The following is a 26,280-nucleotide window of genomic DNA, read 5'->3' as shown; positions in this document are numbered from 1 at the left end:
TAATTAATCTATTTATTTATTAATATATAATTAAAAATTCATTAATTTGGAAAATGTATTCATTTATCGTGCTACATTGTATTTAAATAAAATTGAAGGTTATTTTAACTTTAGGTGGTTTGTTTTCCGAAAAAATAGGATTCGGTGACAATGACCAAAATTAAGAATCTAAAAGTTGCTTTTGGATTTAAAAATGCAGAAAAAATTTAATAGGAGGACAAACCAATGAATACGCGGGCAATCAAGGTCCAAAAACAAGGATGGATTCCTAAAAAAGAACGCATATGGGTAATCGTGGCGATTATTATCGCTGCTGCGATCATGCTTTGGGAACTTAAAGGACTATTACAGCTTCCCTTAACCACTCTGCACAGCAAGCAGTTCGAACATACATTTAAAGATTTTGGCTCCAATGCAAGAATTGCCTTATTTTTTGTACTTGCTTATTATGTGCTTCTTCGTGTTATTAAGCTTGATTATTTAAAAGGTCAAGCCAATGTGAAAAAAAGGTTGTCCACTGTACTGCGCTTTGCCCGAAGATGGCATACTCCAGTAGCCATTCTCGCCATCGCTTTTATTATCTTGCATACAGTAGCTGTCTTTATGCACGGCTTCAAATTTGATTTTAATAATATAAGTGGATTGCTTTCCTTGATCGTCCTGCTTCCCGTTCCTATATCAGGACTATTTCGATATCAAAGGATGGACCGGAAGTGGCATTTACGGTCTGGTGTTGCTTTTGCAATTCTATTTTTAATTCATTCTTTTTTATAAACACATGTGCATAAGCCGTTTTAGCGTCAGAGAAATAGTCTATTTTCAGATGTAAGGACGTAACTGTAACAACTTAGTGATTTTTAAAAGTGCTTCAAATGTCAGCTTTTCTTCTTCCGCTAACAAAGCAGGTTAGAGAATAAAAAGTCTCTAAAAGAGCTGGATATTTATTTACAAATTTTATAAAGCCTTGTTATGATTAGTTAGGGGTTTAACCCCTAACTAGATAAACAAGGAGTTATTACCATGATTATTCAATTCATTCGTTATAGATAAAAAAAGGTATAGACTGCTTAAAAAATCCAACTCATATTTTTTTGAAAAATATGACGAGGGTTTATTTGTCTATGCCTTTTTCATTTATCTAAAAAACGAATGAATGAGGTGACTTCCTTGTTACAAGAAAATAAAAGAATAAAGAGTGCTAATTATGCAAGCCATTATGAAGCTATTTTTGCTTGCCCTATTTGCCATTCGTCTATGAAGGTTTTGGAGTCAAAAAGTTTAATCTGTGCAAACCATCATACGTTTGATTTTGCCAAGCAAGGTTATATCAACTTTACTTCTCGCTCGGTGAAAACGAAATACGGCAAGGAACTTTTTGAAGCACGAAGGAAACTTATTACCGAAGGTGCCTTTCATAAACCATTAAGCAATAAAATTGCAAAAATTATAAATGAACATGTTGTTAAGACAAATGAAACAATATCTATACTTGATACGGGGTGTGGCGAGGGCTCACATCTTTCTGCTATTTGCGATATGGTTAGGTTTGACTTTTTCAAAAGTGTAGTAGGAATAGGAATAGATATTTCTAAAGAAGGGATCATGGTGGCTTCTAAGAACTATTCTAATAAAATTTGGGCTGTGGCTGACCTTGCAAATACACCATTTAAGAATAAACAGTTCGATGTAATTCTAAATATCTTATCTCCTTCAAATTATACTGAATTTAATAGATTGTTAAAATCAGATGGTTTAGTCATTAAAATTGTGCCTCAAAGTGGTTATTTAAAAGAGTTAAGGGAACACATTTTTCCTAAACCTGAAAAACAAAATTATTCTAATGTAGAGACTGTGGAGAGATTTAATGAGAGTTTTCAGTTTGTAGATTCTGTAAGGTTAAGTTATACGAGTTGCCTTAACAAATCTTCAATTGAGTGGCTGGTTCAGATGACTCCTTTAACTTGGACAGCAACAAAGGAACGAGTAAAATCTTTTTTAAATAAGGATGCTGCTCAAATAAGTGTTGATTTGGAAATTTTAATCGGTAAAAAGATCATTTAAATAGTAGATAAAACATTAAGGTAGTCTCATGTTGAGGCTGCCTAAATGTAAAAAGGACTATTGAAGTTGTTGAATCTTCCAAAATTACCAAAGGGGAAGTGTTTTTAACTAGCTATTGAGTTAAAAATCTTCAATTTAAATTGGTAATAGGTGACTTTTGTTATTCCGTTAAAGGGCGCTATCCTAGAACAAGCATGCGCTCTTTTTTTCATTTCAAGGCCAGATTTGTGGAGGAATCTTACTATTTTATTAAAATATCGTGATATTCTTCATTTCGTTCAATTTGATTCTTTGCGAAAGGACATAAGGGGATAACCATTTTCCCTTCTTCTCGTGCAAACTCGACTATTTTCTTTACTAATGCTTCTCCTACTCCTTGACCTCGAAGACTGTCTGACACAAAGGTATGATCCACGATAATTTTATCTTTTCCAGTTGGGACATAACTTATTTCTGCATCCTTGTTATTCGGTTCTCCTACATAAAAAGTATTGTTCTCTTTTTTAATGTCAAACATTTTACATTTCCTCCCTAATAAAAATGTCTTCTAAAAACTCTGCTCCTTGTTAAGTCTCATGAATCATGTAAATGGCTATTGTCGCAAAATGGTTTATTTTTGGAACTGTAGAAGTGCATTGTATGCAATCATTATATTCCTGCTTGTCTCTCTTTTGGATTAACAAACATCAGCTGATCTCCTAGTGTCTCCTTACAAGCTATGAATCTTCTGAAGCAAGAAACAAGTTAGAATCTTAAACACCGTAATATTTAGTATCATCCGCTTATTGTTCCATGCTATTAATCGGAAGAGTATTTTTAAGAAAAACATTCTCAAAGTTATTTTTGATGTTGTTTTTTATCCTTTTTAATCTAAATTAGGAGTGTGATCGATCCAATAAATAAATTGTTGTAAATAACTCTGAAGATATCGTATAGTTTTTTCATCAGTAAGTCCTTTTTGATTGGAGTCAATTTTTTCATGTATTTGCGAAATAAGTACTTTTTTAAACGGAAGAATTTCTTTTTAAAAAAATCACTTTATTAAACTATAAGCTATTAGGGTTCGAAGGAATGATGATAATGCAAGATAAGAAAGTTACATGGTTAGAACTCTTTTATGATTTGTTATTTGCGGCAGCTGTTTCGACTGCGACTCATGTATTACTTCATGTTGAAAAAGGAGAAATTTATCCAGAATATTTTTTGAAGTTTGTTTTAATATTTATCCCTATCTGGTGGTCTTGGGTAGGACAAACGTTGTTTATTAATCGGTTTGGACAGGATTTTTTACATCAACGGATCTTTACGATTCTTCAGATGTTGTTTGTCCTTATTATGACATCCAGCTTATCGGTTGACTTTGATCAATATTATCTTCCGTTTCTTATTGGCTATATTGGAATAAGAGCACTTACAGCGATCCAGTATCTGGTTGTTCGAAGTTTAGAAGAAGGGGATAGGAAAAAGGTAGCGCAATATTTAGGAACGCGTTTTTGGATTGGAATCATCATATCATGTTTTTCTATCTTATTTGATTCATGGATTCGATATAGCGTATTGTATGCAGGAATTTTTGTTGATATTATTGTGCCATTTTTCGGACGTAAGTATTTGGTGAAAGCTTCGTCCAATACTGTTCATTTATTAGAACGTTTTGCTTCATTGACATTAATCCTTTTCGGAGAATCCGTCATCAGCACCCTCTATGTGCTACAGCCACAAAAAGGGGATTGGGATTCAATCTTATTTTCGATAATATCATTTATCCTAATTATTTCGATGTGGTGGCAGTATTTCGAAAATGTGGAAAAGAAAGTTGACAAATCGATCCAAACACCCGGACAAACCATTATTTATGGTCATCTTTTCATATTAATGTCTTTGAGCATGATTGCTGCTTCCATCAAGCTTCTGTTTCTAAATGAGGTTCGTTATTCATTTAACTTATATTTTATATTCGGTTCCGTACTACTCTACTTTATTACAACTACTATTGTTTTTCATCAATACAGGTTTAAACAAGACCGTTTGAAATATTATCATTTAGCGTTATTTTTAGGGATTTTAGCAACCCTTTTTATTAGTAATTTGATAGTGGAAGTTTCAAACATTGTAATCATGGGAGAAATGACCCTGTTTTTTATCATCTATGCTAAATTAACAACTACTTGAAAGAGATGCTAAATATTTTTAAAACCTGTGTGTAAGAGAATTTAGTTTATATAAAACTAATTTTTAATAAAGGGGACCTTTCATTTTGGATGTAAAATGTATTAAATTTTATGAGTTCGGTAGTCCTATAGATGTGTTAAGAGTTGAGTCTAAAAGCATTGAACCACCAAAAGATCATGAAGTCCTTGTCCGAATGTTGGCGCGCCCTATCAATCCATCTGACTTAATACCGATTAGAGGGGCATATTCACATCGGATTTCTTTACCAACTATTCCGGGATATGAAGGAGTTGGAATAGTAGAAGATGTCGGTCCGTTAGTTTCCCATCATTTTATTGGGCAACGTGTTTTACCTTTGCGTGGGGAGGGGACATGGCAAGAATACGTTAAGACATCATCAGAATTTGCAGTTCCTATCCCTGATTTGATTGATGATTTTACGGCAGCACAGATGTATATCAATCCAATTACAGCATGGGTAGTCTGTACGGAAGTTTTAAAATTAAAACCAAATGATGTTTTATTGGTTAACGCATGCGGTTCTGCTATTGGGCATATTTTTGCTCAATTATCGAAAGTTTTAGGTTTTCGACTAATTGCAGTTACTAGAAATAATAAGTATACAGAGGAATTACTTGAACTGGGTGCTTCGTATGTAATTGATACATCTAAAAATTGCTTAAATGAAGTGGTTATGGAATTAACTAATGGAATGGGTGCTGAGGCAGCGATTGACTCTGTTGGGGGTTCGGATGGAAACGAATTGGCTAATTGTGTACAGCCTAACGGAAATTTTTTAACCATCGGTCTTTTATCAGGGATCCAAGTTAATTGGGCAGAAATTATCAAAAAAGCTAAAGTGAACGCGAATATGTTTCATTTACGGAATTGGAATAAAAATGTTTCAGCAGATAAATGGCAAGAAACCTTTAACCACATAATAAATCTAATAAGTGATACAAAATTACGTTTGATGACGGTAGATTCTCAGTATGATTTATTAAATATAAAAAGGGCTATTGTAGCTGTTGAATCTTCTAAAATGACCAAAGGGAAAGTGTTTTTAACTAGTTATTGAGTTAATAATCTTCAATTGAAATTGGTAATAAAGGACTTTTTGTTATTACATAAAGGGCGCTATCCAGAGCATGGATGCGCTCTTTTTTTTTCAATTCATGGCCAGATTTGTGGTAGATCATTGATTAAATCTTACTCAAATTATTTTAATAGAAAGGATACCACTCTTAAAATTGGTCAACATAATTGATTGGCACTTGTGGACATGCCATAGGCGATTATGCTATGGAACAATTCCTGGAGGGGAGACTGTTTCCTCTTCAAGTACATTAATTCCTCCGATTACTTCAATCGCTGAACCGATTGACACTAGCAAGTCTCCTGTGATTGCGACCTTTTGGTCTTGGATAAGTTTTTCTAAATCTGTTTCACCTATTTGTTTTGAAACGGATATGGCCTCAAGTATTTGTCCAATGGTCCTAGTCCAAACACCGGTTAGTATTTGTTGTTCACCTATTTTATTGGAATCTTTCTCTAAATAATAAAGCTCTGATAAACCTTTAAGTTCGATAATCTGTCCAAGCACTTGAACCCAAAGACCAAACGAAACCTCTTTTTCCAGTTGCAGTATTTTTTTTCTATAATCATCATTCAAGTCTTTTCCACTATGACTCCAAAACTTTGGATTATCCATTATTAACAACCCCAGAATTACAATTTTGCTTTATTGTATGTAAAACAAATGTAGTGGTGTTATTCCAAAGAAAACACGATGTTCCCCATTGACATGTTAGTGGATGATGGCAAAGTCATTGCTAATGGTAAAAATACGATAGAATTATTAAAGTCCAAATCATATCGTAAAAATAGGATCAAAAATAAATCCTCAACACACAGGGGATTATTTACCACAGGCTAGGTCCCCAAAATACTTTATATACTTGGACCTTCCTGCTATAATAAATACTACAGTTGTAAAAGTAGGAGAGGTATCATGAAGGAGATTCCACAAATATCAGAAGCAGAATATGAAGTGATGAAGGTTATATGGAACTATGAGCCGATTTCGACTCCTGAGGTAGTGGAGAAATTATCGAATAAGAGTGATTGGAAGCCCAATACCATACACACCATGCTGGCGCGCCTAGTTAAGAAAAAGGCTTTGCATGCAAGGAAAGATGGTCGAGTGTTTATATATTCTTCACTAGTTGAAAAGGACCAATATGTTGAGCAAAAAAGTAAATCCTTTCTGCAGCAGTTTTTCGGCGGTACGTTAAATTCAATGGTCTTAAATTTTATTGAAAATGATCAGTTATCGAACGAAGAAATATCGGAATTAAAGAAAATATTGTCCATGAGGGAAAAGAAAGAAGGGGAGAAATAATGGATACCCTGCTGCTGCGAATTTTAGTAAGTACAATCGTGGTATCTTTCCTTATTTTCATCATTCTGTTAATTAAAAAGCTATTAAACCATCATATGACAGTGAAAGCACATTATCATATTTGGTATCTTCTTTGCATTCCATTCCTTGCTGCCTTTTTACCTTGGAATTATTTTCGCTTTGGAGAAGGAGTTCGCTATTTAAAAAGCTTACTTCCTATTAATAGAGAAGCGCCATTGAAGAGTGAAGGGATGAATGGAGTGGCTGCCTCTCAGGCGCCAAACAGCGATTTATTACATGATTTCACGGTCTCGGTAAACAAATCAGCTCCCGATTTCGTGTACCATACACTTTTTATAGTTTGGGTCATTGGAGTGGTTCTTTTTGCAGGGGCTGCTGTTTATTCAACTTATCAAATCTATCAAATCAAAAAGTCGGCTGCGGCTATTGATGACCAAAAGCTAAATCAATTATTAGAAGCTTGCAAAAAGATGGTTGGGGTAAAAAGAAACGTAAGACTGCGGGAGACCTCTCTGATTTCCTCGCCAATCACGTTCGGGATTTTTCAACCCTATATTTTTTTACCAAGCAAAACGCGAGAAGAATTCTCGTTAAATGAATTAAAATATGTGCTTTTGCACGAGCTGCACCACCATAAAAGCAAAGATTTGTTCGTTAATTACGTCATGTGGCTGGTTCAGATTATGTATTGGTTTAACCCGGTCGTCTGGTATGCTTCAAAAAGGATCCGAAATGATCGGGAATTGGCCTGTGATGCATCCGTGTTAAATCTTTTGGATGAAAGCGGATATATCGAATACGGGTATACGATCATTCGTTTTGCAGATAAAAAGCAGGGTCGTCCCTTTGAACAGATTGCTCCAGGTATAGGCGGGACAAAAAAACAAATCAAACAAAGAATCCAGTGCATTGCTAGCTACTCTAAAGATTCTCTGTTATTGAAATGGAAAAGCAAGGTCATATTTGCTGTTTTAGCAATGGTGGTGCTATTCCTTGCTCCCTTCACCAACGTTATTGCCAGCCCAAATGATGTGTATCAGTTTAGCGGGAAGAATGCGGTCTATGAAGATCTAAGCGCCTATTTTAAGGGCTACAAGGGAAGCTTTGTTTTATATGACTCTTCTAAAAATCAATATCAAATCTATAATCGCGAGATGAGTGAACAGAGGGTTTCTCCTGATAGTACCTATAAAATATATTCGGCCTTATTTGCATTGGAATCCAATGTGATTTCCCCGAATAACAATAACCAGGTTTGGGATGGGAAAATTTATCCCTTTGCAGAATGGAATCAAAATCAAAACTTGGCGACTGCCTTAAGCCGTTCGGTGAATTGGTATTTCCAGAATACCGATCGGGAGGTAGGCAGAAAGCCGCTGCAAGATTATTTTCACAAGATAAAATACGGGAATGAGGATCTTTCAGGGAATTTGGACAGTTACTGGATGGAATCTTCTCTAAAAATATCACCCATTGAACAAGTCCAATTGTTATCCCAATTAGATGAAAATCAATGGGGTTTTAAAGCGGAAAATATCAAAGCGGTACAAAAGGCACTTTTTATAGATGAGCAAAGAAATGGGCGGTTATACGGTAAAACGGGAACCGGTAGGGTTAATGGAAAGAATGTAAATGGCTGGTTTATCGGCTTTGTCGATAAAGGTGAGGATCGTTTTTATTTTGCCATTAATATTCAAAATAAGGATGGCCTGGCCCAGGGAAGTAAGGCAGCGGAGATTGCCAAGCAGATCCTGCATGATAAACAGATTTATTAAAAAATAACCCCAGAAAGGATGTATCTTTCTTTTTGGGTGTTTTTTGCTCCAAATACTACAAATGTAGTATTCAGAGTTCACCTTTTACACAAATTTCCCAATAGGAAAGGGCTGATAAGTTTTGAAGCAAAAAGAAAATATCGTAAAAAGTAAAACTCGATGGAGATTGACTAGTCTTTTTTTAGTGGTCTTTGTCCTTTTTTCCATCTTAATTCTGCGCCTGGGGTTTATTCAAATTTTTAAAGGAGAAGCCTTTGCGGCTCAAGCTGAGAAGACGGATGTGACGCCTGTCAGCTATTCTGTTCCACGCGGAAAAATATACGACACGAACGATAGGTTAGTAGTCTACAATATTCCAGAAAAGGCGATTATCTATACACCGCCGAAAAATCCGCAGCCGGGAGAATTGCTTAAACTGGCCAAAAAGTTAAATACCTTCCTGGTCATGACGGATAAAGAGATCAATAAAGTGACCGATCGGGATTTGAAAGATATCTGGCTGCTAGAACATAACAATGGCACGGATTTAATCACAAAGAAGGAGGAGAAATTATACAAACAGGAAAAGCTGAATGATAAGGATTTATATCAATTAAAATTGAACCGCATTACAGAAAGCGATCTCAAGGGAATGGACAAAAACCTGGCGGCTATCTACCGGAAACTTTCGTCCGCCACCGCTTTAACTCCGACGATAGTCAAAAATGAAAATGTAACAGAGGAAGAATTTGCAAAGGTTAATGAAAATCTGGATAACCTGCCTGGTGTTGATGTCACGACTGATTGGAAGAGAGGCCGAACCTACGGGGAAACATTTTGGAATATGCTCGGAGAAGTAACGAGTGCAGATGAAGGCCTTCCGGCGGACAAGGTAGATTACTATACTTCTAAAGGGTACAAACTGAATGACCGCGTCGGGAAAAGTTATATTGAAGAACTCTATGACAGCGTCCTGCAGGGCCAAAAGGAAAAAGTGAAAACGGTGACCGACCAAAATGGAAATGTGGTGAGTACAGAGACGGTTTCGGAAGGGAAGAGCGGCAAGGATCTTGTACTGACCATTGATATGGAGTTTCAGGCCCAGGTGGAAAAAATTATGCAGGAAGAGTTGGTCAATGCCATCCAAAAGCCCCATACGGATACCCTTGACACTGCCTTTGTCGTGGCCATGGAACCAAAAACAGGCCGGATTCTGGCGATGTCAGGAAAAGTGTATGACAGGAAGTCCGGGCAGTTTACCGATTTTACCCCAGGAACCTTCACTTATGCGTTTGAACAGGGGTCCGTTGTAAAAGGGGCGACCGTATTAACCGGATACCAAACGGGTGTCAGGGATTTCGGGGAAACGGAGCTGGATGAAGTCATGCGATTTAAGGGATCGGGAACCTTCTCCTCTTACCAAGTTATGAACAGAATTAACGATTTAGAGGCATTGGAGCGTTCCTCCAACGTGTATATGTGGAAAACTGCAATTGAAATGATGGGCGGCAAGTATGTCCCCAATGGCACATTAAATATCGATCCGAAAAAAATTGAAACGATCCGCTATTATTTTAATCAATTTGGTTTGGGCATCCCGACCGGTATTGGTTTTGATAATGAAACGGCGGGAATTAAAGGAACCAATCCAAGCACCTACTTTCAAATTGCCATCGGACAATTAGATACCTATACACCGCTGCAAATTGCCCAGTATATAACAACAATTGCCAATGGAGGATACCGGATGAAGCCCCAATTGGTGAAGGAGATTCGCGAACCCAATGTGGATGGCGATGAACCAGGCAATGTAATCGATGAAATCGAACCAGTGGTGCTGAACCAGGTGGATATGAGTCAGGAGATGCTTAAGCGGGTTCAACAGGGTTTTTGGCTGGTCACCCATGGTTCTCAAGGAACAGCGAGAGGATATTTTAAAGACGAACCGTACAATGCCGCGGGTAAAACCGGGACCTCGGAATCCTATAAAAATGGGGTGAAGACTTGGAATCTATCTTTTGCTGGTTATGCCCCATTTGATGATCCCGAGATTGCCATTGCCGTAATTGTGCCAAATGCCTATCGCGATGGTTATGCTCAGCCGCACAGTGCAGCGAATATCATCAGCCAGCGGGTTTTTCGGGCATATTTTGACCTTAAGGAAAAAGGACAGCCAACTGCAAAATGATTGACATCATTTTATTACAAGCGTAGTATTAAGTGTGTAATAAATACTACATTTGTAGTATTACCATGCGTAGCCTAATCTTACGCATGTAATCAAATTGTAGAAAGGAGGTATACTTTTCCTACCCAGCATTTCGGGGCAGTTTTTTAAGGAGCTGAAAAGGTGCAATAAGCCGCTTATTCTATTTTCAGAACTTCTAATATTAATAGAAAGAGGTAATGATTTTGAGGAAAACAGATGATATTTTCAACATAAAAAGTTTTATAGTTACCCTGCTTGTGCTGGCAGTTGCCATTGTACCGCTTGCCGGCTGGTCGATGACTACCGATAATCCTTCTGACAAGACCGAAAAGGTAGTGAGGAAAACACCAGCACCCCAAATACACCGTGAGTTTGCAAAACTTGAGGACAAATATGATGCTCGTCTTGGAGTCTACGCGATCGATACAGGTACAAATCGGAAGGTCTCCTATCGGCCTCAAGAGCGGTTCGCTTTCGCATCTACTTACAAAGCTCTAGCCGCAGGTGCATTGCTGCAGCATTCCTCCATTGATCAGCTTGACGAGTTAGTTACATACAATAGCGAGGACATCGTTACGTATTCACCCGTCACAAGCCTTCACGTCGATACCGGGATGACTCTTCGGGAAGTTATTGAGGCTGCTGTTCGATATAGTGACAACACTGCAGGGAACCTTTTATTAGAGAAACTGGGAGGCCCTGAGGGGTTTGAAGCAGCATTGAGGCAGATTGGCGATCACGTAACCCAAGCTGATCGCTACGAGACGGATTTGAACTCAGCCGTTCCTGGAGACAGACGTGACACCAGCACGCCAAAAGCACTTGCAACCAGCCTTCAGGCTTTCGCAGTCGGCGACGTGCTCCCCGCTGAAAAACGTACGCTCCTGACAGATTGGATGCGAGGAAATGCCACTGGAGATGCCTTGATTCGGGCTGGTGCACCAACAGGATGGGAAGTCGCTGATAAGAGCGGGGCAGGAAGCTATGGAACGCGGAATGACATCGCGATCGTTTGGCCGCCAAATAGAGCTCCTATTGTCATCGCAGTTCTATCCAGCCGCGATACACAGAATGCCACCTTTGACAATGCGCTGATCGCAGAAGCGGCAAAGATTGCACTTAACGCTCTTAAGTAAATTCACTCACCACAATTCTTAATAACAACAGTGAACGGGCTTATCATTCAGTCAGCACATACAATCATTAGAAAGATTAGTATGTGCTGGCTGATTTTTTTCTTTACAATAATAGGAAAATAAATTGTATAATAATGTTTATATATACATATTTATTCACTTTATTGAGAGGAGAAGGGTTTGTGAATTTGTTTTGTGAGTCGGAAAAAATAGATGACTATTTAATCGAATTAACAGAAGTTAATTATTCTAATCCAATTATAAAAAAGAAAGCAGATGAACTTTTTAATCCATCTCAAACGGAAATTGAAAAAGCAAGAATAACTTTTGAATTTGTTCGTGATGGAATTTCTCATTCTTGGGATATTCAATCGAACCGAGTTACTTGTAATGCTGCAGAAGTATTAGACTTTAAAGAGGGAATTTGCTATGCAAAATCACACCTATTAGCTTCTTTATTGCGTTCGCAGGGAATACCAACAGGTTTTTGTTATCAAAGATTGATGTTATTTGATACTCCAGAAAAAGGGTATTGTATTCACGCTTTGAATGCTATCTTCCTTAAATCACTTAATAAATGGATTAGGGTTGACGCTCGTGGAAATAAAGAGGGAATTGATGCCCAATTTTCAATTGAAGAAGAAAAATTAGCTTTTCCCATTAATGAAGAACTTGATGAAAAGGATTATCCAGTTATCTATGCAAAACCACATCCCAAAATTGTGGCTGTTTTAGAAGATAATACAAATGCATTAGAAATGTATAAATATCACTTGCCAGAGAGGTTGTAATTGTATCACTAATGGGTAGCTTATGTTGAAGATGGGATCGCAGCAATCCCTTTTTACCCTCTAACGGGGCAGTTGGGACTTTATTTTTGAGAATATCAACCTTAATAAAAGGAGCATAAAAAAGGTTAAAGAATCTTTTCATAATTAATTAGAGTTAAGTATTCGTTAATTTGTTGCTCCCCTATTTTTTTATAGCCAAATTTTTCATAAAAATGGCGATTTCTAAGGTTGTCCTTAGGGGTATCAAGTGACCATTTTTTTACTTTAGGGAATTTCCTTTCCAACTCCTGTAAAATTTCCGATCCCAATCCTTTATTTTGAAATTCAGAGCCAAGGAAAATACGATACAAATAATGATGATCTTTTGTTTGCTTTACAAGACAAATTCCGCCAGCAAGCCTCCCACCAACCAAAATAGAATAGTGCAAAGAATTTTGCATTCTAAAACAAAAGTAATCCAATGATTCCGTTGCAGGACTTGTATGATAATCCTTATATTTGATTAAATCTGAATGAAACACTTCTTTTTGGATCTTTAACAATTCGTTTGCTTCCGCTAGCTTTGATGGTATGATCTTAAATTTCAATTTCCCCACCTCTTACTCCATTTCTGTCATTATATGAACATCTGCCACATTGTTTAATTACATGATAATGATCCTCAGATATCGAAAATAAGGACTTTCGCTTGAAAACCATGCTTTTTTTCATTAACCCACTGGGCATTTTAGTTGAAAAAAGGAAGATACAATAAATGGTACAATTTATTATATAAAGGGGATGTGACAAGTGGATGGGCTTATTAAAATTAGAAAAGCAGTTTTAGCCGATGCGAAAGGAATAGCTAAAGTACACGTTGACAGTTGGAAAACAACATATGCCAATATAGTTCCAGACGAATATCTAAATAATTTAATATTTGAAAGTCGAGAACAGTTATGGGTAGATAACATTCCTAACGGCGGTGTATATGTAGCTGAAAATGATGAAGGTGAAATTGTGGGTTTTTCGTCTGGCGGTAAAGAAAGAAGCGGTAAATACAGTGGATTTGATGGAGAGCTATATGCAATATATATTTTAAAAGAATACCAGGGCAAAGGTATTGGATCAGCTCTTGTTAAACCAATAATAGATGAAATTAAAGCGTTGGGAATCCATTCTATGCTAGTTCTTGTACTGAAAGATAATAGTTCTCGTCTATTTTACGAGGCACTTGGCGGTAAAAAAATTGATAAAATTGAAGTTGAAATCGCTGGCAGGAAACTTTCCGAACTAGTGTATGGTTGGGAAGATATTAGGAATATATTTTAATTTTTTATTCTTCAAATAAAGAGTGCCTTAACAGAATAATAAAGGATAAGTTTAAAGATCTAAAATATGCAAGTTTTTAAGAAATATTTGTGTATAAAAAGCCAACTTCCCCATAGAAAAGGTAGGTGGCTTCAGTCATTTTAGGATTTCCTAAGGGCGGTATTACTTTCACCCCTTCATGCGCTCAGGCAGGCTCTGGATCGAATGGACGACTAAATCAAGCTTGGATTCTATTCGATATAGCAGATAGAGGGTCACAACGATAGGGAAGCCAACCTCATTGATAAATGAGATGATTTGTTCCACTGCAAATTCTCTCCTTTCCGATTCATATTTTAAAAGAGGCCGGTTTCGCATTGGAATCCGGCCTCCCACTTAAACGTATTGATTTAACTAGATTGCCCCGCAAATTCACTACCTAACTATTAAACAATTTCATACTCAACCACATTGCGGTCGATCACTCTTGCACCCTTTGCGGCAACATATCTGCCGCTGGCAGATGTAAATACATCCGCAGCAATGATCTGCTCCATCGATTGTTTGACAGCAGCCTCATCAACCGGTTCCTTCGGATTATCCACCGCAATCCGGGCAGTCTTGCCAAACTCCGTACCAAACATTAACTCCAATGTCTTTGCCATTCTTGTTCACCTCCTTTCTTTGAGGCATGGGGACGGTTCTTTTGCCTCATTTTTAACAGATTACCTCCTTTTTAAGTTTGCAGTTTCGTTGTTGTATAGCCTTAGCTATTTGAAACACTAGAACCGTCCCTCTGCATCAATCTTACGCAGTGAGTTCTGTGCTGTCGCTGCGCTCGACCTTGTTTAACGAATCGTTGCATAAAGCAGAGATGGCGGTTGCTACTTGGAATAACTGGTCAACCGTCGATTCCTTTTTGATGTTGCTGAATGTTTTGGTTTTTAGAACAGGATTTCCCTTCTCGTCCAGATCCACCTGGAATGCCAATCGAAGTTTTGAGCCTTCTAACAATGCTTGTGCCATTGTTTCTCACCTCCTTTCGCTCTTTATTTATGGTTTTTTTTGGGAAAAGGACAGGGGGAGGGTTAATTTTAAAAAATTTATAATTTGAGGAATAAATGTTTGTGTAGGTGAATTGAGATTGAAATGATTAAGATTGTCGGTTTTTATGGTGTAAGCGGGTTGCTCTAGCAAAGTAAATGTGCGCTTTGAAATTTTGTGAGTAGGTGTGGTTGTAAAAAAGTGATTGCGGCATTTCTTTGACAAATAATTTGAATTTAAATAGTCTTAAAATTACAAATATAGTATAGTATCACAATGATACTAAACTAGCTGACAGTAGGGGTGAAAGAATGGATTTAATGAATATTCAGCCTGTTGTCCAAAGTATTGCAGATGCGATAGCGGCTGTTTTAAAGATAGAGGTTGAAATTGCCAATCATCATTTTATTAGAGTTGCAGGTACAGGGGAGCAAAGGGTAAGTGTCCTTCACAAAATGGAGGGGGATCTCGTCTATAAATCTGCCATTCGTACCGGGCAGCCAGTCATTATCACAAATCCGGGGTATGCAGAGGTTTGTCAGAGATGCCAACTTTTCCAAAATTGCTCAGAGACCGGGGAGATTTGCACGCCAATTACATATGATAACCGGGCGATTGGTGTGATTGGACTATTGGCTTTTAACGAAGAGCAGCGCCAGCGTTTGTTTGAGAACACGGATGGAATATTGACTTTTTTAGGAAAAATGGCAGACCTTTTATCAAGTAAATTGCATTTATACCATTTGATTCAACAGCTTACAAGCAACTCGGAAAAAATGGAAAAGTTGATGAATCTTGTCCATGTAGGAATGATTGTGATTGACGAAAAAGGAAAGCTGAATGAAATGAACCTAAAAGCTGAAATGCTATTGGGAGCAGAAAACAAGGCAGTTCCTCTCCATGTACAAAACTTAATTCGTGATTTTGCTTGGGAGTCAGGGGTTTTTAGTCGAACCATTACGCTTGTAACCAGCAGGGGAGAGAAATCTTTGCTTTTGACCAAACAAAAACTATCTTCGCCAGCATCGTATCAGACGGAGTATTTGATTAGTATTCAGGATGTCAAAGAGATACGAAATCTTGCAGAAATGGCAGCGGAGGACCAAAAGAAACCGTTTGACCAAATTATTGGTATCAGCACACAAATCACAGAGGTAAAAAAATACGCCTTTAAGGTATCCCAATCTGACTCCACCGTCTTGATTCAAGGGGAAAGCGGTACGGGGAAGGAGGAATTCGCCAGAGCCATTCACCATGCGAGTATGAGGAAGGAGCATGCCTTTATTACTGTCAATTGTGGTGCTATTCCCGAGCACTTATTAGAGAGTGAGTTGTTTGGTTATGAGAGAGGAGCGTTTACTGGTGCCAATCAAAAAGGGAAGCCGGGTAAATTTGAATTAGCCCATCAAGGGACGATTTTTTTAGATGAAATAGGGGAGATGCCTCCGCTGTTACAAGTGAAGCTGTTGCGTGTTCTCCAGCAGAAGGAAATAGAACGTCTTGGCAGTACCCATACTATCCCAGTTGATGTGCGGGTGATCGCGGCAACGAACAAAGACTTGCAGGAAATGGTGAACAATGGGCTGTTTAGGGAGGATTTGTATTTCCGGCTCAATGTCATTCCTATCGTGATTCCGCCGCTTAGAAGCAGGAGGGAGGACATCATTGCTCTGAGTGACTACTTTATTTCCTTGTTCAATGAACAATTTCATGCGAATGTACTAGGCTTTGGAAAGAATGTCATAAGTGTCATGTTAAATTATCCATGGAAGGGTAATGTCCGGGAATTGAAAAATTTTATTGAATACCTATTTAATTTTATTACCAATGGGTGGATTACCATGGAGGCAGCAGGTGAATTAATTCAACGAAAGCTAGAAATGGAAAAACAGAAGATTCCTCTTACCTCTACATCTTTCTCCTTAGTTGAAATGGAAAAGGATTTAATTAAAAAAGCTCTTCAATACGTTCACAATCATCAGCTAAACGTGGAGGATGCAAGCCAATTATTAGGAATTGGACGAGCTACGCTGTTTCGAAAAATAAAAAAGTATCAAATTGATATTTGATATCAAAATGAGACTTTATTGTATTACTAGGAATTTTGATACGAATTTTTTACTTTGAGTATCATTTTGGTACTTTTTTAAGATTTTCATTTTTATAAAAGCGCTTACTGCAGGGGTTTTCATTTTGGCACGCGACTTGCAATGTATAAGGATAGAAAAACTCTAAAGGAGGAGCAAATATATGCTGCAACAAGTTAAAACAAATAAAGCACCAGCAGCGGTAGGCCCCTATTCTCAAGCAATCATTGCCAATGGTTTTGTTTTTCTATCTGGCATGCTGCCGCTAGATTGTGAAACTGGGAATATAGTAGGGGATTCCGCATCCGAACAGACTGAGCAAATCTTGAAAAATATTTCAGGATTGCTGTCAGAGTTAAATCTGGGTTTAGAGGATATTGTGAAAGCGACGATCTTCCTTGATTCTATTGATTCATTTCAAAGTGTAAATGAAGTGTATGGATCATATTTTTCAGAACATAAGCCCGCAAGAAGCTGTTTCGAGGTTTCTGCCATCCCTAAAGGGGCAAAGGTGGAAATCGAAGTCATTGCAGTAACAAAATAGAAAAGGAGGGGTTGTTAGTGCAGAGTACCATGAGAAAGGGGATAAAATGGGTTTCCAATACATTTTATGATCCTGTCTATAACGAAGATGAATTATCCTTTTTTCAAGATAAAGAGGTTGAAAAGATCCACCAGTTTCAAAAATCCCATGAATCCTATACAGAAACACCCTTGCATTCATTAAAAAATCTAGCAGGCTACCTAAATATTTCCGAAATCCTAGTGAAGGATGAATCGTACCGTTTTGGCCTTAATGCCTTTAAAGTAATGGGCGGTATTTATGCGGTGGCAAAGTACCTGGCCAATCAACTTGGCGAAAACATTGAGAACCTTTCATTTAAAGAACTGCAGTCCCCTCGGGTAAAAGAAAAGCTTGGGGAAGTCACCTTTATTTCTGCGACGGATGGGAACCATGGCCGCGGGGTTGCCTGGGCGGCAAGAGAGCTGGGTCATAAATCGATCATTTATATGCCAAAGGGTTCGTCATTGATTCGTCTGAATGCGATTCGGAATGAAGGAGCAGAGGCGGATATTACGGAGTTAAATTATGACGATGCCGTTCGAATGTGTGCCAACCTTGCAATTAAAAATGGCTGGGTGATGGTTCAAGATACCGCTTGGGAAGGTTATGATGAAATTCCGCTTTGGATCATGCAGGGATATGCCTCGATGGCTAAAGAAGTGGTCGATCAAATGGGCAGCGCCGGAGGAGAACCACCTACACATATTTTCTTGCAGGCCGGAGTTGGATCTTTTGCCGCTGGGATCGCTGCTTATATGGTTCAGCATTATCGAGATAATCCGCCGGTGATTATCGTAGTGGAACCGGAAAAAGCTGATTGTTACTACAGGTCCTTTGCCAATAAAGAAGGGAAGCGAGAGGTTGTCGGCGGCGAAATGGACACCATCATGGCCGGCTTGGCCTGCGGGGAACCTAATACAAGGGCGTTTCGGGTATTGGGTCAATACGCCAAGGCAGCCTTTTCCTGTAACGATAATATTTCCGCATTGGGGATGCGGCTCTACGGAAATCCGCTGAAGGATGACCCTCGGGTTATTTCTGGTGAATCAGGCGCGGTGACCCTCGGGCTTGTCTACTATTTACGGAAACTGGAAGCAGACCAATCTGTAAATGATGAGATATTACTAGACTCAAATTCTAGAATCTTGCTGATTAGCACAGAAGGGGATACTGACCCGGACCATTATAAAAAAGTTGTTTGGGAAGGGCGCTGTCCGATTTAAAATAGGTGGCTCGGGCCAAGGCTTTTGGAACGGCTATATTCAATGTTGGGATGACGCGGTGAAGTGCCTTGCCTAAGAGCCAATCTGGAAAAGGAATACAATTTTTTTATAGGGGGAGTAAAGGTGTTAACAGAAAAACGGAAAGAAAGTGTGATTAAGCTTTGTCAATCATTAGTGAGATTAAAAAGTTATTCCGGCAAAGAGGATTTGGTGGCAAAAGAGATTAAGGCATATGCTGAACAGCATTGCTTTGATGAATGTATTGTGGATGAGTACGGGAATGTCATGCTCGTAATAAACGGCAATATGGAGGGACCGACCGTATTATTGGATGGCCATATTGATACTGTACCAGTACATACTGAGCAGTGGACAGTCGACCCTTTTTCAGGCGAAATAAGAGATGGAAAAATTTATGGCAGAGGAACCTCCGATATGAAGGGGGCTGTCAGTGCCATGATTGCTGCAGCAATCAATTTTGCTGAAGATACAAAGAAAGCTTTTCCTGGTAAGGTCGTTGTTTCATGCAGCGTCCATGAGGAGTGCTTTGAGGGAGTAGCGACAAGACGGGTTAGTGAAATTGTAAACCCAGATTATGTCGTCATTGGAGAGGCTACGAATTTAAAACTAAATCGGGGACAAAGGGGCCGTGCGGAAATCGTCGTCGAAACCGTTGGAAAACCTGCCCATTCCTCTAATCCGGAAAAAGGAATTAATGCGGTTTATCATATGATGAAGCTCCTTTCTGAGATTCGGAACCTGCCAGTGAATGAACATGAGGTATTAGGAAAGGGAATACTTGAATTAACGGATATCAAATCCTCTCCTTATCCTGGGGCATCTGTCGTTCCATCCTTATGTACAGTGACATTTGACCGCCGGCTGCTGGTGGGGGAAACAAAGGAATCCGTTTTGGCGCCAATCCAGAACCTCATTGACAAGCTTCAGTTGGAGGATCCGCAGTTTAAAGCAAGCTTAAAGTACGCTTTCGGCGAGGAACGCTGTTATACAGGGGCTTTAATTAGTGATGAGCGATTTTTTCCAGGATGGTTATATGATGATGACGAAGATTTTGTCCAGCTTCCATTAAAAGAATTAGCTGCGATTGGACTTATACCTGAGCTGTCTCATTATTCCTTCTGTACAAATGGAAGCCACTTTGCAGGTGAAGTAAATATTCCAACAATCGGTTTTGGTCCGTCTTTAGAATCACAGGCTCACGTTGATGATGAATATATCGAGATAGTTCAATTGGTAAAAGCTACAGCAGGCTACTCGGCCATTATGAGAGCGTTAACATCCATTCATACCAAGGAAAAGGAGACTGTAAAACATGTATGATTTAATTATTCGCAACGGGAAAATTATTGATGGAACGGGTTCTCCATGGTACTACGGGGACTTGGCAATTGAGAACGGAAAAATCGTCAAGATTGGAAAATTAACAAATTGCCAGGCTAAGGAAGAAATTGATGCGAAGAATCAGGTTGTAAGTCCTGGATTTATTGATATGCATACTCATTCCGATCTTGTTATTCTTGATGAGCCTTTGATTGAGGCAAAGGTTCGCCAGGGAATTACAACAGACCTGCTAGGGCAGGACGGAATTGCCGCAGCCCCGCTGCCGAAGGAATATGTTTCGCCATGGAGAAAAAATTTGGCTGGATTAGATGGTAATCCGCCAATTGAATGGGACTGGACAACGGTTTCTGAATATTTGGATAAGATTGAGAGGAACAATCCAAGCTATAATTTGGCGGTGCTTGCCCCGCACGGGAATATCCGTATGGAGGTTATGGGACTGGACAATCGTCCAGCTACAGATGACGAGATTAAACAAATGCAAGACGTTCTCCGCCGTTCTTTAGATGAAGGAGCAGTTGGCTTATCGACCGGATTAATATACCCGCCATGCTGTTTTGCCGAAATGAAGGAATTAGAGGCATTATGCCAAGTGATTGCGGAATACGGGGTGCCGCTTGTCATCCACCAGAGAAGTGAAGGTGACGAAATTCTGGAATCCATGCAGGAATTGATTGACATGATGAAGCGGTGCGGAGCTCACCTTCATTTTTCACACTTAAAGAATTGCGGTAAGGATAACTGGCATAAGACACCGGATGTATTAAAAAAGATTGACCAAGCTCGGGAAGAAGGGTTAGAAGTAACCTTTGACCAATACCCGTACACGGCCGGAAGTACGATGCTGAGTGCCATTCTGCCGCCTTGGGTCCATGCTGGCGGCACCGATCAGCTGCTCGAACGCCTCGCCGATGAAGGGCTTCGGAAGAAAATGATCGAGGAGATGGCAACAGGCTTTAAGGGCTGGGATAGCATGTCGAAGTGGGCAGGTTGGGATGGAATTATTGTTACATCCGTAGAATCTGCTGAGAAACAGTATTGTGTAGGTAAGACGATTGAACAAATTGCTGAATTAGATGGCCGGGAAAATTGTGCCGAAGTAGCTCTGGATTTGATTCTCCATGAGAAAAATGGCGTTGGGATGATTGATTTTGTCATGAATGAGGAATCCGTTAAGGCGATCCTTGCACACCCGGCTGGGACGATTGGAAGTGACGGCTTATTAGGCGGTGAACCACATCCACGTGCCTACGGTTCGTTTCCTCGGATTCTTGGAAAATATGTAAGGGAAGAAAAGGTTCTCCCGTTAGAAGATATGATTCGCCGTATGACATCTCAGCCTGCGAGAATCATAGGTTTGCAGGACCGCGGAATCTTACGGGAGGGATTGGCCGCTGATATTGTCATCTTTAACCCAGACGAAATTATCGACCAAGCCACATTTGAAAAACCGCGCCAGTTCAATCTTGGAATTGATACAGTCATCGTCAACGGTGATGTTGTCATTCAAGGTGAGCAGGCTTATCGGAAAGCTGTGGGAAAGGTGATTCGCCGTCATTATCCAGGGGTTCAAGGAGTTAATGAAAAAGAGTTATTGTCCCGTTAAGAACAGAGTTGAAATATAGATTGTCATGCAAGCTATTTTTAAGGAGGATGATTTATGGGAATTATTTGGACAATTGTTATCGTTTATATGGCAGCCATGATTGGAATTGGATTATATGCAAAAACAAAGGTCAAGGATAGTAACGATTATCACCTTGCTGGCCGTCGATTAGGTCCAATTATGCTTGCAGGGACATTGGCCGCAACTGAGATTGGCGGAGGAAGTTCTGTTGGTGTCGCCTCTAAAGCTTATGGTGATTGGGGGCTGTCTGCCGGCTGGTATGTAGTATCAGCTGGGATTGGTATATTACTAGTATCTTTCGTGGCCCCTTATATGCGGAAGGCAATGGCGACAACTGTTCCGGAAATTATTGGCCGGAGATATGGTACAAGCAGTTATGCTATTTCTAGTTTCTTGTCTTTTGTAGCTTCAACTGCCTTGGCTGCAGTTCAAATTACAGCAACGGCATCAATTGTCCATATATTAACAGGTTTTAGTGTAACATGGGCAATTCTGATTGCAGGATTAGGGGTTGTGTTCTACACCTATCTAGGTGGAATGTGGAGTGTTACACTTACGGATTTTGTGCAATTTTTCCTTATTGTTTTTGGGTTTGCGATTGCCGTTCCCTTCGCCTTTCACAGTGCGGGAGGTGTAGACGCGGTTATGTCCAATCTGCCGAAGGAACAGTTAGGCTTTACCAAGATTGGATGGGGAACCATCATCGGGTTAACCATCATGTACTTTATGACCTTTTCAACCGGACAGGAAGCGGTACAGCGCTATTATTCCGCAAAAAATCAAAAAGTAGCCGTAACAGGTTCACTATTATGCGGCATCTTAATGACATTATATGCCTTCATTCCAGCTGTTCTTGGTTTAATTGCGTTAGCTGTGTTTCCAACAATTAATGCCAATGATGCATTGGCCACCGTTTCTGTTGAATTATTGCCGCCGCTTATTTCAGGGCTTCTCCTGTCAGGTGTCATTTCTGCAACATTGTCTAGTGCCTCTGGAAATTTACTTGCTGTAGCAAGTGTATTCGTAAAAGATATTTATCCAATTGTTACGAAGAAAGCCGTAGAATCTCATAAAGAGCTTAAATTAAGTAAAATGCTTGTTGTTATCTCAGGTTTAGTGGCGGTTGGCATTTCTTTATTCAGCCAACAAATCATTCCGTTGCTTGTTTTTGCCTTTACTCTTCGTTCAACCGGTCCTTTTGCAGCATATCTACTAGGATTGGTATGGGATAAAGTTACACCAAAAGCCGGTTTGTACTCTATTATAGCAGGTACCGTTATCGGGCTCGGATGGCAGCTAGCAAAAGAACCATTCGGTATCATGGCTGTCATTGCCGGAAGCGTAGCCAGCTTATTAACCTTCTTGATCGTAAATAAAATCGAACTCAATAGAGGAGTCCCGGCAGCGCCTTCGGCGTATAATCAGGAGGATCAGTATACGGCATAGAGTGATATTGCAACTTGCTAACCATAATAAGGCAACTGTTCTTTTTAGTAGAGATTGGTATATTGATTCGAAAAAACCAACAACCTTTCAAAGGTTGTTGGTTTTTATTGTTAGGTGAGTGCTGGATTGGGAGGATCACCTTAATTCGAGCATTAATTACATTAGTTTAGTTAGAATTGCTTAACTCCAATTGTGATTTTAATTCGCTTTGCACCCTTTGTTTCTCTTCTGGAGCGACTAATCCATAATAAATTTTGTTAATCTTTGTGCCTGTTTCTTTTATCTCGATTTGTTCAATGCTGTTTCCGGCCGTTTTATCATTTTTTTGAATGGCTGCCATTTGGTCAAAGGTTAAGTTTGTTTTGACATTTTTACCAAGTGCGGAAAAGATGTCAGAGAAGTTTGTTAAGGTAGAAAGGCTGGCACCTTCTTTTATAACTGCCTGAATGATTTGACGCTGCCTTTCTTGTCGTCCAAAGTCCCCTCTAGGGTCCTCGTGTCTCATCCTCGAATAACTTAACGCTTCATCCCCATTCAGAGTGATATTTCCTTTTGCGAAATGGTATTGGCCGACAGTAAAGTCCAGGTCATTCTGAACCGTCACCCCGCCAACCGCATCAACAATGTCTTTAAAGCCTTCCATATTAATCTGGATATAATAATCAATCGGGATATCGAGAAAGTTTTCAACCGTATCCATTGCCATCGGTACTCCGCCGAATGCATAAGCATGATTGATCTTGTCCTCTTTTCCCTTGCCGACTATTTCAGTGCGTGTGTCACGCGGTATGCTTAACATTTTTACCGACTGTTTTTGTGGGTTTACAGCCAATACGATCATGGAGTCAGAACGACCTTTGTCACCTTGCCGTTCATCCACACCCAGCATTAAGACAGTAAATGGATCCTTCTTTACTTCAACTGGCTCTTGTCGTTTATCTGATTGTTTTCGTTCGATTGGCTGGTGCATGGTATCAACTGCGTTTTTAAACGATTTATATACTGAATAACTATAAATTCCGAATGATAGGAACAACACAAGAAGAGTGATGAGCGTAATTTTAACCCACTTTTTCTTCCTTTTTTGAGTTTTCATTTATGAAAACCTCCTTTTGTGAAATAACATCAGTCTTCCATTCTCTCACACAATATATCTATTGTAACTATTAACTTATTTCCAAGAGACACATAGAGGTGGTTCTTGTGCCTCATCGGCAATTTCACTTTTACTTTCCAAACTGAGGCATGGGGACGGTTCTTTTGCCTCATTTTCAAATACTGATAACCTCCTATTTACATTTGCAGCTTCGTTTATAGCCTAAGCCATTTGAGACACTAGAACCGTCCCTCTGCATCATCCCTCTGCATCATCCCTGTTTGTCACTTTCATCGGAAAAGTATTGGTGATATCTCGATAAGAATAAATTTTTACTATGACAAAACAATTAATCTAATCTATAATTAGTAAAAAAGTAACACTTGTTCTACAGGAGGCCACCATGAACACACTTAATAATGTTTTGGAAAGTGATATAAGGAGTATTTCAAACTATGTATCTGAATTTAATGATTCTTTAGGAAAGTTCAGGATGGAAGAAGAACTCCATAATTTAGACTTATCTCATAACTTACAATCTCTATCTAATGAAATTCATCAATTACGGTTAGAGTTAGTATCTCAAAATAAGAAAAGAAATGAAATATTACAAAATATAGAAGAAACGTTAAAAGCACCGAACAAAACGGAAGCAATGGAAAACTTCGGGTTTGCTATGCGTTTAGTAGAAAGAGGTGCTATAGAACGTTCTATTGAATATTTCCAAAAAGCAATAGCCCTTAATCCATTACATTACCGATCTTATATTGGTATTTCACTGGCATATATAAAAATGAATAACTTTGAAAAAGCATTGGATTATGCGAATGAAAGTGTTCTTCATGCTCCTGATGGAGAGGAGTATGACTTTTTAGGGTATTCCCATCAATTAATTTCCATGATCTATTACAATATGGGGAAATATCAGGAAGCACTACGATCAATCAAATTAGCAATCCGTTCAACTGAAAAGCCGGGATACTTATTTGATCATGCACGTTATGAGATGAAAACAAGTAACTTAACAGATGGCATTCAACTATTAAAGCGTTCTATTGAAAGAGATCCAAAGCTTTTCGCGCTAGCAGCCATTGAAAAAGACTTTCTTTCTTATAAGGATGAAGTAGATGATTTTCTTATCTCCTTAAAGGAATATTTAAAAGACGACGTGCTGAAAAAATTTGATTCTATTAGGCTCTTATCTATTCCTGATTCAAAAGAAATTTTAAGTCTTACAGATAAAGGAAAATACTTTTCCGACTTTTCTAATTTAGTGGATGAAAAGAGAGAAGAAATACATCAACTACTCTCTAAGATTTCTAAGTTACTTGAAAAAGATACATATGAAAGTTATCGGAAAGCTGATGAATATATCACTTCGGCTTCAAGATTAATTAACAAGTTTGAAACTTTACTTGGTGAACAACTTGCTGAAATTATAAAGGATATAGAAGCAAAAATAGAATCAAAATCAAAACAATTGAATAGCAATGAAACGAACCAAGTAAGATTAAAAAATGAGTATAAACAAATTAATGGTGAGTTTTGGAAAACACTTTTCGCTAATGGGAATATTTGGGGGTTAATAATATCAACTATCGTTTCGGTTTTCTTATTTACAGTAATGCCTCTTTTTGCTGGTTTTGTTGGAGTATTTGTGCTCGTTGGTATCTTTACTAGTATTCCTGTATTATCAAGGGCGTTAGAAGAAAAAAGTAGGAACGAAGAAAGAATCAAACAATATATCCGTTCTAATAAAGCTAATTCTCAAACGATTGCTAAGGAAATCTCCGAATTAAAAAATGAATTACCTCACATTAGGGAAGATGCAAATAAAATTAAAAACAAATTGATTTTCGTTTTAAACGCCCAGCAAGCTAAAGTTTAAAGTAGAAAGGTCTAAGAGTTATGGCTATAAGCCAAGCTCTTTTTTGTCGATGAGATTGTCAATCAGTCCATTAGTAGGTGATTTAGAATCTATAGTCTCATAGACGT

The 26,280-nt window shown here is 38.7% G+C and carries 24 protein-coding genes and 1 pseudogene; 17 read left to right on the top strand and 8 right to left on the bottom strand.

What is annotated here, in order from left to right; translation table 11 throughout:
• The first annotated feature begins 225 nt into the window (after positions 1-225).
• Both QNN06_RS29555 and QNN06_RS29550 read left to right on the top strand, forming a co-directional pair.
• Positions 226-774, top strand: a complete 549-nt coding sequence (locus QNN06_RS29555; protein WP_284036595.1) for a hypothetical protein — start codon at positions 226-228, stop codon at positions 772-774.
• 393 nt (positions 775-1,167) lie between these two features.
• Positions 1,168-2,061, top strand: coding sequence for a putative RNA methyltransferase (locus tag QNN06_RS29550; protein ID WP_284036594.1), 894 nt, complete (start codon positions 1,168-1,170; stop codon positions 2,059-2,061).
• 241 nt (positions 2,062-2,302) lie between these two features.
• On the opposite strand, the gene QNN06_RS29545 is transcribed toward QNN06_RS29550, so the two are convergent.
• Positions 2,303-2,578, bottom strand: a complete 276-nt coding sequence (locus QNN06_RS29545) for a GNAT family N-acetyltransferase (protein WP_213117292.1) — start codon at positions 2,576-2,578, stop codon at positions 2,303-2,305.
• Between the two features lie 348 nt (positions 2,579-2,926).
• Positions 2,927-3,079, bottom strand: a pseudogene (locus QNN06_RS31305) (NADPH-dependent FMN reductase); the annotation flags it as partial.
• Positions 3,080-3,141: 62 nt separating this feature from the next.
• Between QNN06_RS31305 and QNN06_RS29540 the strand changes: the two are divergent.
• Together QNN06_RS29540 and QNN06_RS29535 are read left to right on the top strand one after the other, a co-directional pair.
• On the top strand, positions 3,142-4,233 hold the full coding sequence (locus tag QNN06_RS29540; protein ID WP_284038001.1) for a low temperature requirement protein A: 1,092 nt from the start codon (positions 3,142-3,144) through the stop codon (positions 4,231-4,233).
• A gap of 85 nt (positions 4,234-4,318) precedes the next feature.
• Positions 4,319-5,311, top strand: coding sequence for a zinc-dependent alcohol dehydrogenase family protein (locus QNN06_RS29535; RefSeq protein ID WP_284036593.1), 993 nt, complete (start codon positions 4,319-4,321; stop codon positions 5,309-5,311).
• 222 nt (positions 5,312-5,533) lie between these two features.
• Here the strand turns inward: QNN06_RS29535 and QNN06_RS29530 are convergent, their stop codons facing one another.
• Positions 5,534-5,944: a hypothetical protein gene (locus tag QNN06_RS29530; protein WP_213117295.1), complete on the bottom strand. Its 411-nt coding sequence runs from the start codon at positions 5,942-5,944 to the stop codon at positions 5,534-5,536.
• Between the two features lie 300 nt (positions 5,945-6,244).
• On the opposite strand from QNN06_RS29530, the gene QNN06_RS29525 reads away from it, so the two are divergent.
• From QNN06_RS29525 to QNN06_RS29505, 5 genes are all read left to right on the top strand, one after another.
• Positions 6,245-6,634, top strand: coding sequence for a BlaI/MecI/CopY family transcriptional regulator (locus QNN06_RS29525; RefSeq protein ID WP_284036592.1), 390 nt, complete (start codon positions 6,245-6,247; stop codon positions 6,632-6,634).
• Positions 6,634-8,430: a BlaR1 family beta-lactam sensor/signal transducer gene (locus QNN06_RS29520; protein ID WP_284036591.1), complete on the top strand. Its 1,797-nt coding sequence runs from the start codon at positions 6,634-6,636 to the stop codon at positions 8,428-8,430. The genes QNN06_RS29525 and QNN06_RS29520 overlap by 1 nt, the downstream gene beginning before the upstream one ends.
• A 121-nt stretch (positions 8,431-8,551) precedes the next feature.
• Positions 8,552-10,597: a peptidoglycan D,D-transpeptidase FtsI family protein gene (locus QNN06_RS29515; RefSeq protein ID WP_284036590.1), complete on the top strand. Its 2,046-nt coding sequence runs from the start codon at positions 8,552-8,554 to the stop codon at positions 10,595-10,597.
• A gap of 218 nt (positions 10,598-10,815) precedes the next feature.
• Complete coding sequence (gene bla, locus QNN06_RS29510; protein WP_481819230.1) at positions 10,816-11,754, top strand: class A beta-lactamase; 939 nt, start codon at positions 10,816-10,818, stop codon at positions 11,752-11,754.
• A gap of 182 nt (positions 11,755-11,936) precedes the next feature.
• On the top strand, positions 11,937-12,545 hold the full coding sequence (locus QNN06_RS29505) for a transglutaminase-like domain-containing protein (RefSeq protein WP_284036588.1): 609 nt from the start codon (positions 11,937-11,939) through the stop codon (positions 12,543-12,545).
• A 125-nt stretch (positions 12,546-12,670) separates the two neighbouring features.
• Here the strand turns inward: QNN06_RS29505 and QNN06_RS29500 are convergent, their stop codons facing one another.
• Complete coding sequence (locus QNN06_RS29500; protein ID WP_213117300.1) at positions 12,671-13,132, bottom strand: GNAT family N-acetyltransferase; 462 nt, start codon at positions 13,130-13,132, stop codon at positions 12,671-12,673.
• A 202-nt stretch (positions 13,133-13,334) separates the two neighbouring features.
• Between QNN06_RS29500 and QNN06_RS29495 the strand changes: the two genes are divergently transcribed.
• The gene (locus tag QNN06_RS29495; RefSeq protein ID WP_284036587.1) at positions 13,335-13,856 is read left to right on the top strand and encodes a GNAT family N-acetyltransferase; all 522 of its coding nucleotides are present in this window, start codon (positions 13,335-13,337) and stop codon (positions 13,854-13,856) included.
• 168 nt (positions 13,857-14,024) lie between these two features.
• Here QNN06_RS29495 and QNN06_RS29490 read toward each other — a convergent pair whose 3' ends face one another.
• The 3 genes from QNN06_RS29490 to QNN06_RS29480 all read right to left on the bottom strand — a co-directional run bounded on the left by QNN06_RS29490 (position 14,025) and on the right by QNN06_RS29480 (position 14,861).
• The gene (locus tag QNN06_RS29490) at positions 14,025-14,162 is read right to left on the bottom strand and encodes a YvrJ family protein (protein WP_217032843.1); all 138 of its coding nucleotides are present in this window, start codon (positions 14,160-14,162) and stop codon (positions 14,025-14,027) included.
• A gap of 119 nt (positions 14,163-14,281) precedes the next feature.
• Positions 14,282-14,500 carry a DUF2922 domain-containing protein gene (locus tag QNN06_RS29485; protein ID WP_213117302.1) on the bottom strand — a complete coding sequence of 73 codons (219 nt, stop codon included), beginning with the start codon at positions 14,498-14,500 and terminating at the stop codon, positions 14,282-14,284.
• Between the two features lie 142 nt (positions 14,501-14,642).
• Positions 14,643-14,861 carry a DUF1659 domain-containing protein gene (locus tag QNN06_RS29480; RefSeq protein ID WP_213117303.1) on the bottom strand — a complete coding sequence of 73 codons (219 nt, stop codon included), beginning with the start codon at positions 14,859-14,861 and terminating at the stop codon, positions 14,643-14,645.
• A gap of 329 nt (positions 14,862-15,190) precedes the next feature.
• Between QNN06_RS29480 and QNN06_RS29475 the strand changes: the two genes are divergently transcribed.
• From QNN06_RS29475 to QNN06_RS29450, 6 genes are all read left to right on the top strand, one after another.
• Positions 15,191-16,948, top strand: a complete 1,758-nt coding sequence (locus tag QNN06_RS29475) for a sigma 54-interacting transcriptional regulator (RefSeq protein ID WP_284036586.1) — start codon at positions 15,191-15,193, stop codon at positions 16,946-16,948.
• A 181-nt stretch (positions 16,949-17,129) separates the two neighbouring features.
• Positions 17,130-17,510 carry a RidA family protein gene (locus QNN06_RS29470; RefSeq protein ID WP_372447581.1) on the top strand — a complete coding sequence of 127 codons (381 nt, stop codon included), beginning with the start codon at positions 17,130-17,132 and terminating at the stop codon, positions 17,508-17,510.
• 17 nt (positions 17,511-17,527) lie between these two features.
• Positions 17,528-18,754: a diaminopropionate ammonia-lyase gene (dpaL, locus tag QNN06_RS29465; protein ID WP_284036585.1), complete on the top strand. Its 1,227-nt coding sequence runs from the start codon at positions 17,528-17,530 to the stop codon at positions 18,752-18,754.
• A 123-nt stretch (positions 18,755-18,877) separates the two neighbouring features.
• On the top strand, positions 18,878-20,095 hold the full coding sequence (locus QNN06_RS29460) for a YgeY family selenium metabolism-linked hydrolase (RefSeq protein WP_213117305.1): 1,218 nt from the start codon (positions 18,878-18,880) through the stop codon (positions 20,093-20,095).
• The gene (locus QNN06_RS29455) at positions 20,088-21,722 is read left to right on the top strand and encodes an N-acyl-D-amino-acid deacylase family protein (RefSeq protein WP_213117306.1); all 1,635 of its coding nucleotides are present in this window, start codon (positions 20,088-20,090) and stop codon (positions 21,720-21,722) included. Before QNN06_RS29460 ends, QNN06_RS29455 begins: the two co-directional genes overlap by 8 nt.
• Before the next feature lie 54 nt (positions 21,723-21,776).
• A complete protein-coding gene (locus QNN06_RS29450) occupies positions 21,777-23,189 on the top strand; it encodes a sodium:solute symporter family transporter (protein WP_213117307.1) in 1,413 nt (470 codons plus the stop codon).
• A gap of 166 nt (positions 23,190-23,355) precedes the next feature.
• On the opposite strand, the gene tagU is transcribed toward QNN06_RS29450, so the two are convergent.
• Positions 23,356-24,285, bottom strand: a complete 930-nt coding sequence (tagU, locus tag QNN06_RS29445; RefSeq protein ID WP_213117308.1) for a polyisoprenyl-teichoic acid--peptidoglycan teichoic acid transferase TagU — start codon at positions 24,283-24,285, stop codon at positions 23,356-23,358.
• Positions 24,286-24,688: 403 nt separating this feature from the next.
• On the opposite strand from tagU, the gene QNN06_RS29440 reads away from it, so the two are divergent.
• On the top strand, positions 24,689-26,173 hold the full coding sequence (locus QNN06_RS29440; protein WP_284036584.1) for a tetratricopeptide repeat protein: 1,485 nt from the start codon (positions 24,689-24,691) through the stop codon (positions 26,171-26,173).
• Positions 26,174-26,280: the final 107 nt, after the last annotated feature.

Source organism: Neobacillus sp. 114 (assembly GCF_030127045.1).
Taxonomy (GTDB): domain Bacteria; phylum Bacillota; class Bacilli; order Bacillales; family Cytobacillaceae; genus Neobacillus; species Neobacillus rhizophilus.
The sequence above is the reverse complement of the archived record's forward strand: the minus strand, read 5'-3'. Positions and strand labels throughout refer to the sequence as shown.

Excerpts from the sequence above, each read along its gene's own strand:
- QNN06_RS29480 (WP_213117303.1), bottom strand. The coding sequence starts at position 14,861 with ATGGCACAAGCATTGTTAGAAGGCTCAAAACTTCGATTGGCATTCCAG.
- QNN06_RS29540 (WP_284038001.1), top strand. The coding sequence starts at position 3,142 with ATGCAAGATAAGAAAGTTACATGGTTAGAACTCTTTTATGATTTGTTA.
- QNN06_RS29475 (WP_284036586.1), top strand. The coding sequence starts at position 15,191 with ATGGATTTAATGAATATTCAGCCTGTTGTCCAAAGTATTGCAGATGCG.
- QNN06_RS29485 (WP_213117302.1), bottom strand. The coding sequence starts at position 14,500 with ATGGCAAAGACATTGGAGTTAATGTTTGGTACGGAGTTTGGCAAGACT.
- QNN06_RS29530 (WP_213117295.1), bottom strand. The coding sequence starts at position 5,944 with ATGGATAATCCAAAGTTTTGGAGTCATAGTGGAAAAGACTTGAATGAT.
- QNN06_RS29555 (WP_284036595.1), top strand. The coding sequence starts at position 226 with ATGAATACGCGGGCAATCAAGGTCCAAAAACAAGGATGGATTCCTAAA.
- QNN06_RS29470 (WP_372447581.1), top strand. The coding sequence starts at position 17,130 with ATGCTGCAACAAGTTAAAACAAATAAAGCACCAGCAGCGGTAGGCCCC.
- QNN06_RS29455 (WP_213117306.1), top strand. The coding sequence starts at position 20,088 with ATGTATGATTTAATTATTCGCAACGGGAAAATTATTGATGGAACGGGT.
- QNN06_RS29450 (WP_213117307.1), top strand. The coding sequence starts at position 21,777 with ATGGGAATTATTTGGACAATTGTTATCGTTTATATGGCAGCCATGATT.
- QNN06_RS29520 (WP_284036591.1), top strand. The coding sequence starts at position 6,634 with ATGGATACCCTGCTGCTGCGAATTTTAGTAAGTACAATCGTGGTATCT.
- QNN06_RS29440 (WP_284036584.1), top strand. The coding sequence starts at position 24,689 with ATGAACACACTTAATAATGTTTTGGAAAGTGATATAAGGAGTATTTCA.
- tagU (WP_213117308.1), bottom strand. The coding sequence starts at position 24,285 with ATGAAAACTCAAAAAAGGAAGAAAAAGTGGGTTAAAATTACGCTCATC.
- QNN06_RS29525 (WP_284036592.1), top strand. The coding sequence starts at position 6,245 with ATGAAGGAGATTCCACAAATATCAGAAGCAGAATATGAAGTGATGAAG.
- QNN06_RS29545 (WP_213117292.1), bottom strand. The coding sequence starts at position 2,578 with ATGTTTGACATTAAAAAAGAGAACAATACTTTTTATGTAGGAGAACCG.
- bla (WP_481819230.1), top strand. The coding sequence starts at position 10,816 with ATGATTTTGAGGAAAACAGATGATATTTTCAACATAAAAAGTTTTATA.